The organism is Pseudomonas anguilliseptica (assembly GCF_900105355.1).
Taxonomy (GTDB): domain Bacteria; phylum Pseudomonadota; class Gammaproteobacteria; order Pseudomonadales; family Pseudomonadaceae; genus Aquipseudomonas; species Aquipseudomonas anguilliseptica.
In genome coordinates, this window is the sequence record NZ_FNSC01000001.1 from 2,721,467 (window position 1) to 2,733,885 (window position 12,419).

The 12,419-nt window shown below is 56.1% G+C and carries 12 protein-coding genes and 3 pseudogenes; 9 read left to right on the plus strand and 6 right to left on the minus strand.

Annotated features, from left to right (window positions below; genetic code table 11):
• The first annotated feature begins 104 nt into the window (after positions 1–104).
• The 8 genes and pseudogenes from BLW24_RS13185 (at position 105) to BLW24_RS25975 (ending at position 5,971) form a co-directional block, all read left to right on the plus strand.
• On the plus strand, positions 105–710 hold the full coding sequence (locus BLW24_RS13185; RefSeq protein WP_090381755.1) for an acyltransferase: 606 nt from the start codon (positions 105–107) through the stop codon (positions 708–710).
• Positions 707–1,570, plus strand: a complete 864-nt coding sequence (locus tag BLW24_RS13190; protein ID WP_090381760.1) for a class I SAM-dependent methyltransferase — start codon at positions 707–709, stop codon at positions 1,568–1,570. The genes BLW24_RS13185 and BLW24_RS13190 overlap by 4 nt, the downstream gene beginning before the upstream one ends.
• Positions 1,571–1,575: 5 nt before the next feature.
• A complete protein-coding gene (locus tag BLW24_RS13195; RefSeq protein WP_090381765.1) occupies positions 1,576–2,514 on the plus strand; it encodes an oligosaccharide flippase family protein in 939 nt (312 codons plus the stop codon).
• A gap of 43 nt (positions 2,515–2,557) precedes the next feature.
• Positions 2,558–2,953, plus strand: a complete 396-nt coding sequence (gene tnpB, locus BLW24_RS13200; RefSeq protein WP_244161054.1) for an IS66 family insertion sequence element accessory protein TnpB — start codon at positions 2,558–2,560, stop codon at positions 2,951–2,953.
• An 18-nt stretch (positions 2,954–2,971) separates the two neighbouring features.
• Entirely contained in the window at positions 2,972–4,528 is a 1,557-nt protein-coding gene (tnpC, locus tag BLW24_RS13205; protein ID WP_090375474.1) for an IS66 family transposase, read from the plus strand.
• Between the two features lie 41 nt (positions 4,529–4,569).
• Positions 4,570–5,400: pseudogene (gene tnpC, locus BLW24_RS13210) on the plus strand (IS66 family transposase); the annotation flags it as partial.
• 45 nt (positions 5,401–5,445) lie between these two features.
• A pseudogene (locus BLW24_RS13215) lies at positions 5,446–5,649 on the plus strand (transposase domain-containing protein); the annotation flags it as partial.
• A gap of 70 nt (positions 5,650–5,719) precedes the next feature.
• Entirely contained in the window at positions 5,720–5,971 is a 252-nt protein-coding gene (locus BLW24_RS25975) for a polysaccharide biosynthesis C-terminal domain-containing protein (RefSeq protein ID WP_090381768.1), read from the plus strand.
• Here BLW24_RS25975 and BLW24_RS13225 read toward each other — a convergent pair.
• From BLW24_RS13225 to BLW24_RS13250, 6 genes are all read right to left on the minus strand, one after another.
• Positions 5,959–6,912 (minus strand): glycosyltransferase, encoded by a 954-nt coding sequence (locus BLW24_RS13225; protein ID WP_090381771.1) that lies wholly within the window; start codon positions 6,910–6,912, stop codon positions 5,959–5,961. The two genes, BLW24_RS25975 and BLW24_RS13225, sit on opposite strands and share 13 nt — an antisense overlap.
• A gap of 92 nt (positions 6,913–7,004) precedes the next feature.
• Positions 7,005–8,159, minus strand: a complete 1,155-nt coding sequence (locus tag BLW24_RS13230) for a glycosyltransferase (RefSeq protein ID WP_139272673.1) — start codon at positions 8,157–8,159, stop codon at positions 7,005–7,007.
• A complete protein-coding gene (locus BLW24_RS13235; protein WP_167360372.1) occupies positions 8,146–9,030 on the minus strand; it encodes a glycosyltransferase in 885 nt (294 codons plus the stop codon). Before BLW24_RS13235 ends, BLW24_RS13230 begins: the two co-directional genes overlap by 14 nt.
• Before the next feature lie 18 nt (positions 9,031–9,048).
• On the minus strand, positions 9,049–9,228 hold the full coding sequence (locus BLW24_RS13240) for a hypothetical protein (RefSeq protein WP_090387733.1): 180 nt from the start codon (positions 9,226–9,228) through the stop codon (positions 9,049–9,051).
• 183 nt (positions 9,229–9,411) lie between these two features.
• Positions 9,412–10,260 carry a carboxylating nicotinate-nucleotide diphosphorylase gene (nadC, locus tag BLW24_RS13245; RefSeq protein ID WP_090381787.1) on the minus strand — a complete coding sequence of 283 codons (849 nt, stop codon included), beginning with the start codon at positions 10,258–10,260 and terminating at the stop codon, positions 9,412–9,414.
• 411 nt (positions 10,261–10,671) lie between these two features.
• Positions 10,672–11,652 (minus strand): IS5 family transposase, encoded by a 981-nt coding sequence (locus BLW24_RS13250; protein ID WP_090375775.1) that lies wholly within the window; start codon positions 11,650–11,652, stop codon positions 10,672–10,674.
• Positions 11,653–11,818: 166 nt separating this feature from the next.
• On the opposite strand from BLW24_RS13250, the pseudogene BLW24_RS13255 reads away from it, so the two are divergent.
• Positions 11,819–12,415: pseudogene (locus tag BLW24_RS13255) on the plus strand (DUF1631 family protein); the annotation flags it as partial.
• Positions 12,416–12,419: the final 4 nt, after the last annotated feature.

Here is a 12,419-nt window from a genome sequence, read left to right on the forward strand (position 1 = left end):
TGCCTTGCGTGGACTGAATTGAGCAGTCTTGCGACATTTTTCAGGAGCTACGCTTTAGTCGGTTGATGTTCATGAAGTATTTATAATTCGGGGGCTTTAGGTGTATGAACAACAATCCTTTCGATCCCGGTTATTACACCAGCGACCAACTCGTAAACATCGGTTTCAAAACCGTTGGAGTAAACGTTAGAATTGCCAAAAACTGCACGATCATTGGGTTGGAAAACATTGAGTTTGGCGACAATGTTCGTATAGACGGGCATTGCACCATCATTGCCGCTGGAAGTGGTTTCGCAAAAATCGGTTCATTTGTTCACATTGCAGGATATTGTGGTATTTATGCCGGAAGTGGTGTCGTGCTCGAAGATTTTTCAGGCTTGTCTGCTGGTGTGAAAATATATACTGGCACTGATGATTATTCAGGCCGAACTCTAACAAATCCAACTGTGCCAGCGAAATACACAGGTGTGACGTCTGGCCTAGTAACGCTCCGTAGGCATGTGATTGTAGGTGCTGGTACCGTTATCTTGCCTCGCGTAACCGCCAACGAAGGAGCATCCGTTGGGGCTCTTTCCTTAGTAACAAAAGATTTGGAATCCTGGTCAATATATTCAGGTACGCCCGCGCGAAAGTTACGTGATCGCTCCAGGGATTTACTGGAGCTAGAGCGGGAACTCCTTGCAGAAGTGAGCCTTGGCAACACGAAATGACTGGGTTAGCTTCAGGCATTTTTCAATTTAGATGCTCCCTGCAATTTTTGATCATATTCAATTTTATTATGCGCAATTTCCAACGATCCCTGTTTTTTCCGACAGCAAAGCGTGTATTTGGATACGCGCGTGCGCTCATGCGGCTTTCTCCTGGCTATTGCAACGTCTGTGATAGACGCGTGCCGGGCTTCTTGCCGTACAGGATCGGTGCGGCTTCGCTGTCCCCCATCCTGAGATATCTGGATTTGGTAGGCTCCGATCTGGAGCGCTTCAGGTGCCCGCATTGCGGCTCCACTGACCGCGAACGCCACCTGCTGGCCTACATGCAACGCACTGGCTTGTTAGAGCTGGCGGGCAAGCGCGTGCTCCATTTCGCTCCGGAAAAGAATTTGCGCCTGCGTATCAAGGCCGCCGGGCCAGTTGAATACGTCCAGGGCGATCTGTTTCCTAGGGATGCCCAGATCACGCGCGTGGACATCACCATGATGCAGTTCCCTGATGAACACTTTGATCTGCTCATCGCAAATCACGTGCTGGAGCATGTACCGGACGACATCACCGCATTGCGTGAAATCGTGCGTGTCCTCAAGCCTGGCGGACACGCCATTCTGCAAACACCATATGCAGCGAAGCTTGAGCGCAGCCTCGCTCTCCCTCATATCAGTTCGGATGCCGCCCGCCTGGCTCTGTATGGGCAGGAGGATCATGTGCGCCTCTATGGAGCAGATATTTTTGAACGCATCATATATGCCGGCCTTTTGTCCCGCGTACAAGTTCATGGAGACCTGTTGGCAGACATGGATCCGCATCGCCACGGCATGAACCCGCGCGAGCCGTTCATGCGCTGGGTCAAGCCCTGATCCGCATGCGAGGCCGCCTAGCCAGCAACACGTTGCTGGCCTCTTTCTGGCAGGCTGTCAGGGTAGTCTGTCAAGCCGCATGGATGATCGTCATCGCACACGCGCTTGGTGCCAGCGGATTGGGTGCGCTGTCTGGCATGCTGGGTCTTGCTGTCACGCTAGGAGGTCTGTCCGGTTTTGGCGGAGCCATGCTCCTACTGAAGAATGTTGCGCGCAAGCCAGAAAGCTTTGGTCGCTATTGGCGGCAATCTGTTGTATTGAGCGCGTGCAGCGGTAGCCTGCTCGTAGTGATTTTTCTGGTTCTTTCTCCGGTTCAGTATGGTTGGGTTTTGCTGCTGGCGATTGCTTGTGCTGATCTCATCTGCGCACCGTTTGTCGTGCTCTGCAGTCATGCTTTCCAGGCCCATGAAAGGATGGGGTGGCACAGCGCACTTCCGGCGATCAATGCGTTCGCGCGGCTGATGGCCGCAATGGCGTTCTGGCTTTGCTCGGCAGAACATGGAATTGGTGGCTATGCCTTGCTGCATGCATTAGCCAGTTTGCTGGGTGCAGGCTTGGCATATCTATCGGTTGTTCTACTGCTCAAACCGTTGCGCCACCCATTCGCTTGGTCGATTGGGGAAGCACGTGAAGGCGCGGCGTTCTCCGCCTTGTGGGTCACAGGCAATGCCACGACTGAGTTGGATAAAGCCGCAGCTTTGTATGTGGGTGGTGGAGAGGTGGCCGGAGTCTATGCGGCCGCCTATCGATTCGCAAGCGTGATGGCTTTGCCGATTGTTTCCCTGATTGGCGCCATTCAGCCGCGCTTGTTCCGCAACGACTCGGCGCAGGGGCGATTGCTGCGGTACTCTCTTGTCGCGATTCTTGGTTGGTCGGTCGTGGGCGGATTGGCCTTGCAATGGCTGGCACAATTCATCCCCATGCTGCTGGGCGAACAGTTGTAAGCGCTCCATAAACCTCATCTACAAATGATCCGCAGGCCAGCCAATGCTGAGCTCCAATTTCTTTCTGGAGCCAGCCGTCATGATGCGCCCCGACGCCAAAGTCGAAAAAGTCTATCTATACCCCAAGCCGGTGGATTTCCGAAAATCCATCGATGGCCTGGCCGCCCTGGTCGAGCTGGATATCAAGGTGGCGGTGTTCGACCCGGTGCTGTTCGTCTTCCTCAACCGCGCGCGCAGCCGGGTGAAGATTTTGTATTGGGAGCGCAACGGCTTTTGCCTGTGGCTCAAGCGATTGGAGGCTGAACGCTTCAAGTCGCATCCGGAACCTGGCGAAGATGCGATCGTGCTGACGGCCCAGGAGTTGAACTGGTTGTTGGACGGTATCGACCTGTGGCGCAACCGGCCGCACCAGGTTTTGACCCCTAGGTTCGTCACCTGAGCCGGTATAATCCACGGCATGATTTCTGTGCCCGAAACCCTTCCTGATGACCCCGCCGCGCTCAAGCAATTGCTCGCTGAGGTGTTGTCGTCGGCGCAGGAATTGGCCAAGGACAAGGATGGGCAGATCGAGCGCCTGCGCGAACAAAACGCGCTGTTGATCCAGCGCCTGTTCGGCCGTAAATCCGAGCAGAGCAGCGACCCGGATTCACCGCAGCTAGAGATGTTCAACGAAGCGGAAAGCCTGGCCGAAGCGGCGGCTGAAGCTCCGGCCGCTGAGGTCGAGGAAGAAGTCGTTGCGCCGACCAAGCGCCGCGGCAAGCGCAAGCCGTTACCGGCCGAACTACCGCGTGTCGAGGTCATCCACGAACTGCCCGAACACGAACTGACCTGCGAATGCGGTTGCCGCAAGCAGGCCATCGGCGAAGAAACCAGCGAGCAGCTGGAAATCATCCCGATGCAGGTTCAGGTGATCCGCCACATTCGCAAGACCTATGCCTGCAAGGCCTGCGAAAGCGCGCCGGTCACCGCTGACAAGCCGGCCCAACTGATCGAGAAAAGCCTGGCCAGCCCGAGCGTGCTGGCGATGCTGCTGACCAGCAAATACGCCGACGGCATCCCACTGTATCGCTTCGAAAAGATGCTCAGTCGCCATGGCATCGACATCCCCCGGCAGACCCTGGCGCGCTGGGTGATCCAGTGCGGCGAACTGCTACAACCGTTGCTCAACCTGATGCGCGACAGGCTGCTGGACAGTCCGGTGATCCACTGCGATGAAACCCGCGTGCAGGTGCTCAAGGAGCCTGGGCGCGATCCGAGCAGCCACTCCTGGATGTGGGTGCAGACCGGTGGCCCGCCTGGCAAACCGGTGATCCTCTTCGACTACACAACCAGCCGCGCGCAGGAGGTGCCGCTGCGCCTGCTCGACGGTTATCGCGGCTACCTGATGACCGACGATTACGCCGGCTACAACGCCGTGGCCGCACAACAAGGTGTTGAACGCCTGGCCTGCTGGGCGCATGCGCGGCGCAAGTTCGTCGAAGCGCAAAAGGTGCAACCGAAGGGCAAAACCGGGCGTGCCGACATCGCGTTGGGGATGATCAACAAGCTCTACGGCATCGAGCGCGAACTTAAGGATGCCAGCGATGAACAGCGCTACCGGGGCCGCCAGCAGCACAGCCTACCGCTCCTCGATCAGCTCAAGACCTGGCTGGAGAAAACCCAGCCGCAGGTCACGGCGCAGAATGCCCTGGGCAAAGCAGTGAACTACCTGGCGAGCAACTGGAGCCGACTCGAACGCTACATCGAGGCTGGCCACCTGCCGATCGATAACAACGCTGCCGAGCGCGCGATCCGGCCCTTCGTCATAGGTCGCAAGAACTGGCTGTTCAGCGACACGCCGAAAGGCGCGACCGCCAGCGCCCAACTCTACAGCCTGGTGGAAACCGCCAAGACCAATGGCCAGGAGCCCTACGCCTGGTTGCGCCATGTCCTCGAACGCCTGCCGCTGGCCAACAGCGTTGAAGCCTACGAAGCGCTGCTGCCTTGGAACTGCCAACCAACGACGCCACTGTAAAACGCAAAACCTCTCCAGAGGGAGGTGGGGTCTATGGAGCGCTTACGGACAGTCCGGTGATCCACTGCGATGAAACCCGCGTGCAGGTGCTAAAGGAGCCTGGGCGCGATCCGAGCAGCCACTCCTGGATGTGGGTGCAGACCGGTGGCCCGCCTGGCAAACCGGTGATCCTCTTCGACTACACAACCAGCCGCGCGCAGGAGGTGCCGCTGCGCCTGCTCGACGGTTATCGCGGCTACCTGATGACCGTCGATTACGCCGGCTACAACGCCGTGGCCGCACAACAAGGTGTTGAACGCCTGGCCTGCTGGGCGCATGCGCGGCGCAAGTTCGTCGAAGCGCAAAAGGTGCAACCGAAGGGCAAAACCGGGCGTGCCGACATCGCGTTGGGGATGATCAACAAGCTCTACGGCATCGAGCGCGAACTTAAGGATGCCAGCGATGAACAGCGCTACCGGGGCCGCCAGCAGCACAGCCTACCGCTCCTCGATCAGCTCAAGACCTGGCTGGAGAAAACCCAGCCGCAGGTCACGGCGCAGAATGCCCTGGGCAAAGCAGTGAACTACCTGGCGAGCAACTGGAGCCGACTCGAACGCTACATCGAGGCTGGCCACCTGCCGATCGATAACAACGCTGCCGAGCGCGCGATCCGGCCCTTCGTCATAGGTCGCAAGAACTGGCTGTTCAGCGACACGCCGAAAGGCGCGACCGCCAGCGCCCAACTCTACAGCCTGGTGGAAACCGCCAAGACCAATGGCCAGGAGCCCTACGCCTGGCTGCGCCATGTCCTCGAACGCCTGCCGCTGGCCAACAGCGTTGAAGCCTACGAAGCGCTGCTGCCTTGGAACTGCCAACCAACGACGCCACTGTAAAACGCAAAACCTCTCCAGAGGGAGGTGGGGTCTATGGAGCGCTTACGCAAGAACTGGCTGTTCAGCGACACGCCGAAAGGCGCGACCGCCAGCGCCCAACTCTACAGCCTGGTGGAAACCGCCAAGACCAATGGCCAGGAGCCCTACGCCTGGCTGCGCCATGTCCTCGAACGCCTGCCGCTGGCCAACAGCGTTGAAGCCTACGAAGCGCTGCTGCCTTGGAACTGCCAACCAACGACGCCACTGTAAAACGCAAAACCTCTCCAGAGGGAGGTGGGGTCTATGGAGCGTTTACGAACAGTTCACGCAGGCGGCGCAGTTGGCGCGTTGGCTGGCGCTGTGGATGCCTCTTTATGCTCTGCGTATGCTTGGCACCAGCATCCTGACCTCACAAGGTAGGCTGGCCCTACGCATCAGCATTGAATGCACAGGGCTTGCAGCCATGCTGGCGCTGGCCGCTTGGTTTATTCCGCAATGGGGAGCGATCGGTGCTGTGGCAATGGCCCTGGGTACCGAGGCGCTGCTTGCCACGCTTGCTTGGGCAGCAGTGGCTTGGGTTCAGCGCCGATAGAACACGCTGGCTTTCATGAATCGGCGGCTGTCGTGCCGCTTGCGCAAGTAGCGCCACAGGGACAAAGGTACTCGCAATACGCCAAGTAGCAACGCGCATGTCACGGGGACAGGGCTTTCTTTGTGCAAGCGCTGGGCCCATGACCACGCCGCGTATATCTTTCCATGCATCAAGTTGGCGACCAGCACTTGTTCGAAGAAGCGAGCGACGGCGGCTTGCTGCGCAGTCCTGCAGACACCGCCTGCGGCCGCGTACTTCAGCGCCTGCCAGAAGTTCTCGTGAACCAGGCCACGCATCGCGGTGCGCATTGAGGTGCTTGAGTTCCAGCGATAGGCGACGAATGGGGCGTGTAAATAGCCTATCTTTCCGGCCATGGCTAGCCGGATAAGGAGCATGTAGTCGATATAAGGTACTGGGACTTCCAGCAATCGCGCTTTGTATGTGGCCCGGTACAGGATGCTGCTGTGACAGAGGAAATTTCCTCGGCCGACAAGGTCATCCAATCCGATGTCTTTTTTCGGGTAGTCCGTGAAGAGGCCCAGCGGATTGCCATCGTCGGAAATAACCAGCGCATTGCATGCCACAGCCGGCATCAGTGGATACTTGTCCAACATCGCGAGTTGTTCATTCAGTTTGCCTGGAAGCCAGTAATCGTCACCATCTAGGTGAGCGATATATCGACCCTTGGCAAGTGCAATCAAATTGCTCAAATTGCCGCTGGGGCCGAGATTCTTCTCGTTGAATACCGGTGTCACGATGCCTTGCCAAGTCCTTGCATATGTTGAAACGATTTCTCGCGTTCCGTCCGTTGAACCGTCGTCGCCAACCAAGACTTCGATTTCACCTGGGGATAGCTGTGCCACGACGCTTTCCAAGCATCTAGCAATGTATCGCTCATGGTTGTAGGTGGATATGCAGATGCTGACGAGTGGGCTGGTCATGAACAGTTCCTCAGTAAGGCCACAGCAGCGCTCAATTGTGGGGGCAGTTTGTGGCCATACGGTGTGTCTGTGTCTGTGTCTGGGCAGCGGTGTTATTCACGGCGTGCTTCGTTGGATTCGGTGAATAGCAAACGCTCCAGCAGCTGCATAGATGCCGCATTTGAAAGGTGCGTAGCGTAAAAACTCCTAGCTGACTCGGCCAAGCGGATGCGTTCTAGGGGCGCGTCTGCCAGAAAGGCTATGGCGTCAGCCAAGGCGGATGGGTTGTTCACTGGTACGCCGAGGAAGGGAGGGGTGAGGGACGATCCGGCAGCCGACTGAAGCCAATCCGTATTGCCTGTTATGATCGCCCGGCCAATTGATGAATATGAATAAATTTTGTAGGGGCATACCCGTTGGGTTTTGTCAGTATCGCCAAAAACTCCCAGACAAATGTCTGAAGCTTTGATTTCGCTGGCCAACTCCTCCGCAGAGTACCATCTTCGCTGCCAAGTCACATTCACAAGATCTGCAATTGCCGCCTGAAGTAATGGCGCATCGGCACCATCGCCTATGATTTGAAACTCAACATCCTGTCGCGAAGCCAGCCGGCGAGCAGCTTCAATTATCGTGCATATTCCGTGCAATGGAACCAGTGTTCCGATGAATAGCACGCGACAACGTTCCCCTGATGGTGAGTAAGGCGTGGGTATATAGTCAATTTCGTTGGTAGCTAATGGTAGTGCAAAAAAATGTGCAGGAGGAAGATTAAATAATCTTGAATAAAACTGGGCGTTCTGCGAGGTGTCAACCAAGACGATGTCTGCCTTGATGAAGGCATGCCGCTCTAATTTGTATAAAAGCCGAGGCAGTAGTGCATTGGGCGACCACAGTTTTCGATCATTAACTACCGTGTCGTACAGAGAAATGAAACCATCCACGATGATACGACGTGGGCGATGCGGCAACAGGTATGCGAGCAATGTGACCAATGGTGCAGGGTAAGGAATATATATAATATTGCAGTGCGGCATGCATCCAATGGCCCATGCCACCTGCAGGTGGGAGGTGATCGCCCGCCACAATGTTTTTATCGGTGAACGTGTACTTTTCCATCCCCCGGTGGTAGTCGACCACATTGGGAAATTTACTTCACGTGTATCAAGCCGGCTTCGCAACTGGCATACCCGATATAGCGTGTTAGGGTAGGCATCGGTTGATTGATGAACACCAGCCACCAGTAGCGTGGAAGAGTTAGATTTTTTCAAGTGGGCCGCTCCTGCCAATTAATCCGTGCCATAACCCTCGTGTGAAGGCGCAAATTTTGGAAGTTTTATCAGATTCGATAAAAGCTATTGCAAGTCCTTCGCCGATCAACCGGAATATCTGGCGGGTTGCCCAGCATGGGTATGCGGTGCCGTACTGTCTTATGGTAAGAATTGTATTGCGTGCTAGGTAATAGCGTCGAGTTGCTTGATGTTGCAGGGACAATGTCAGACCGAAAAGGCAGGCGCCTGCGTTCCCCATACGGTGACGCATAAATGGCTGCACGGTCATTAATATTTCGGCGCCATGGCGATGTGCGCGCAAGCAAAATTCGTGGTCTACCGAGTCAATGAAATAGTCTTCTCGAAAACCGCCGATCTCACGGGCGAAACATGCGGGCATGAATGTGCCCGAAGTGATGAGGGTCTGGCGTGCCCAGGCTTCTGTTGCCTTATGCGGTGCGCGGTGTACAACTTTGGTATCACCGTCGTGTAGATAGTTGCATCCAACCAGAACCGGGGTTGGTGTCTGGCGTGCCGAAATGGAAACCATATTTTCCAGATAGCCTGGAAGAATTTCGGAATCCTGATCAAAGGTGGCGACCCATTCGTAGCCTTTTTCAATGGCGAGATCAATCCCCTTATTCAAGGCAGTTGCTATTCCGAGGTTACGACCATTTTGCAGAACCCTAACCGACGAGGGCAGGTTGGTTAGGGCTGCCCCTTTTGGGGTGTTGTCAACGAGAATGACAGAAGAGAATTGCGTCAGAATTTTGTGTAGTCGCCAGCCAAATGCTGCATCCGGATGGAATAGCACCACGATTGCGCAGGCTCCAGAATTTGTGGGCGTGGGGACTTTGATTTTCTTTTTCACGCTTGCTGTCTTCAGTGATCACGAAAGCTGGCGGGGCTGTTGGATTTTTTGCGCAGTCAGGCGCTCGATATAGCTTTGCCCGGCATTGAGGGTATCGATTTTAGTCAGATCGATGTCAAAGCCTATGACTTTTATCCCTACGTCGCTGAAACGTAAGGCCAGTGGGAGGCCGACATAGCCTAGGCCGTAAATGCCTATGACAGCGGGCCAGCGGCAATGCGTTCATGCCGTCTACTTAGTTCACTCATGCTTGAGTCATCCTTGTGCGCTTCGACAGCAGAATGTGAGGGCTGACCATGCCAGAGATGCCAGGTGTTTTACTGAGTACTTTGTCATCGAGCGATCTTTCTCTCTGTCAGGCTGGTATGCCGAGTTGGGGGCTTACAAACTCAGTCGCATCGACAAATCCACCACCCTCACATCCTTGGTCAATGTGCCAATCGACACATAGTCCACTCCTGTCTCAGCGATTTCCCGCAAGTTGCTTTCGTTTACCCCGCCCGAGGCTTCCAGTTTTGCTTGGCCTTGGGTGAGGGCTACAGCTTCGCGCATTTCATCCAGGCTTAGCTCATCAAGCATGATGATGTCAGCTCCTGCATCTAAAGCCTGGCGCAGCTCTTCCAAGCTCTCCACTTCAACTTCCACCGGCTTGCCGGGCGCAATCTTATGCGCTGCGGCTACCGCTTGGGCGATACCTCCGCAAGCGGCGATATGGTTTTCCTTTATAAGGAAGGCGTCGTATAGGCCGATGCGGTGGTTGTGGCAGCCGCCTTGGGTGACGGCATATTTCTGTGCCAGACGTAGGCCGGGTAGGGTTTTGCGGGTGTCGAGCAATCTGACGGCGGTGCCTTGTACCAGGTCGGCATAGTGCTGGCAGCGGGTGGCTACAGCGGAGAGGGTTTGCAGGAAGTTCAGTGCACTGCGCTCGCCGCTGAGCAGAGCGCGGGCGGGACCTTCAAGCTCAAACAGCACCTGATTGGGTTCGGCGCGTTGGCCGTCCTGGATATGCCAGTGCACGGCCACTCGTGGGTCGAGTCGGCGAAATACGGCGTCTACCCAGGCGGTGCCACAGATCACTGCGGACTCGCGGGTAATGACCTTGGCGTGCGCCAGACGCTCGGCGGGTATCAGTTGGGCGGTGATGTCGCCGCTGCCGATATCCTCTGCCAGTGCGCGGCGCACATTGGCCTCGATTTCGTTGGCGAGGTCGGCGAGGATAAGGTTAGGCATGATGGGCTCCAGTCAGCAGAATGCGCCGATTATAGGGATTGATGGCTGTTTGCGCAGTGTTTGCAGCTGTTCTCTGGCAGCTGTAAGGCTATGCTGATGAAGGTTCTTCGTTAGCTGCATACAGCTGCAACGCATAACGTGTTGCGTTGGTCGTATGCAGGTAACCGTTGGGAAGCTGTGGTGCTGCATCTGTGACGCGGGTCATGTCTGAAGGAAAAGTCCGCTTGGTATGCGCGCGCATCCCTATAATGGCTTTACTTTTTAGGGATGGTCTGAAGTAGCCCTGTATTTCCGGTCAACTTCAGCCTCCGCTGATTTTGAAAGCGGAAAACTGATCAAAAACGATCAAGTCATCCGCTCATTTCGGTGTTTCTGGCCGCCGCGAGCACCTCGCAGCGGTCATTTCCCACATTACAGGCGCACCTCTCCTGCATTCGTCAGCAAATGTCGACGGGCCATCCACAGGTTCGACAGGGCGAACAGCGTTACCAGTTGTGCGGTGTTTTTGGCCAGGCCACGGAAACGCGTCTTCACATAACCGAACTGACGCTTGATCACCCGGAACGGGTGCTCGACCTTGGCGCGAACTTGCGCCTTGGCCTTCTCGATCTTGCGCTTGGCTTTGTACAGCGCGCTGCGCTTACTCAACGTGTTGTACGTACTGCGGCGGGCTGCGATCTGCCAGATCACTTCACGGCCTTCATGTTCTGGCCGCTTCTCTACGCCGGTGTAACCCGCGTCGGCACCCACCATGTTTTCTTTGCCGTGTAGCAGCTTGTCGACCTGAGTAACGTCTGCAACATTGGCTGCCGTGCCGACCACGCTATGCACTAAACCCGACTCGTCATCGACGCCGATGTGCGCCTTCATGCCGAAGTAATACTGGTTTCCCTTCTTGGTCTGGTGCATTTCCGGGTCACGCTTACCGTCCTTGTTCTTGGTCGAACTCGGCGCATTGATCAGCGTGGCATCGACGATGGTGCCTTGGCGCAATGACAAACCGCGGTCACCCAAATAGCCATTGATGACGGCCAAGATGCCCGCAGCCAGTTCGTGTTTCTCCAGCAATCGGCGGAAGTTGAGGATGGTGGTTTCGTCGGGAATGCGCTCCAGGCTCAGACCCGCAAACTGGCGCAGGATGGTGGTCTCGTACAGAGCCTCCTCCATCGCCGGGTCGCTGTAGCCGAACCAGTTCTGCATCAAATGAACCCGTAACATCGCCATCAGCGGATAGGCTGGACGTCCGCCTTCACCCTTGGGGTAATGCGGTTCGATCAAGGCAATCAAACCCTTCCACGGCACAACCTGATCCATCTCGATCAGGAACAGCTCTTTGCGGGTTTGCTTGCGCTTGCCGGCGTACTCGGCGTCGGCGAAGGTCATCTGCTTCATCGGAAAACTCGGCGGGTGGAGTTCAGGTATTTTGCCAAATTCAGGAAGTCTTCTTCAGGGTTTCCTTAGAATTGTTGACGCCAGGCCTTTGACGTTACGGATGACGCTCAGTTGATCGCTGTGCAGATCGGTTCGCCCAAGAGGGGCAGTCTGCAGGAGACTCGCAATGAAGGCTGATGCGAATGTGATTCACCTGAGCAAGGTGGTCCCTGAGCAATCGCCCACTTCGCCGGTAGGAAGACTGCCTGTGGCGCTGACAAATGTGCGTGACAAAGCGGCGCAACAGCTGAAAACGGCGTTGCAGGCGCTGTTCGACAATGCGGACGATACGCTGTTCGAGATGGCGGATCGTGCCACCAGTAATGCCGAGCAGAATGCCTTCTTTGAGGCGATGCGCGATCTGCGTTTGAAACGCAAAAATATCGAACGTGGCTTCCTGCAGAAGGTCTTCGAGGCTTTCGCCACCCTGAATCAATATGAAATTGGCAAGCCGGCGCCTTTGGATGCGGTGTCGTTCGATACCCTGTCGCTGGTGCAGAACGACGCGCTGGAAGAGTCGGTTGCTCTGGACTCCATGGTGGCCAAGGTTGTCAGCCGTGACGGTGCTGCGCTCAGCCATCTGACTACGCGTTTTAACGCCATGGTCAGCAAAAAGCTGGACGACAAGAGCAATCCCATCGGGCCGACCAGCCTGTGCGAATTCTTTCTTGAGGCCTGCAGCAGCTTGGGCGTAGAGATCCGGGTCAAGCTGATTATTCTTAAGGATG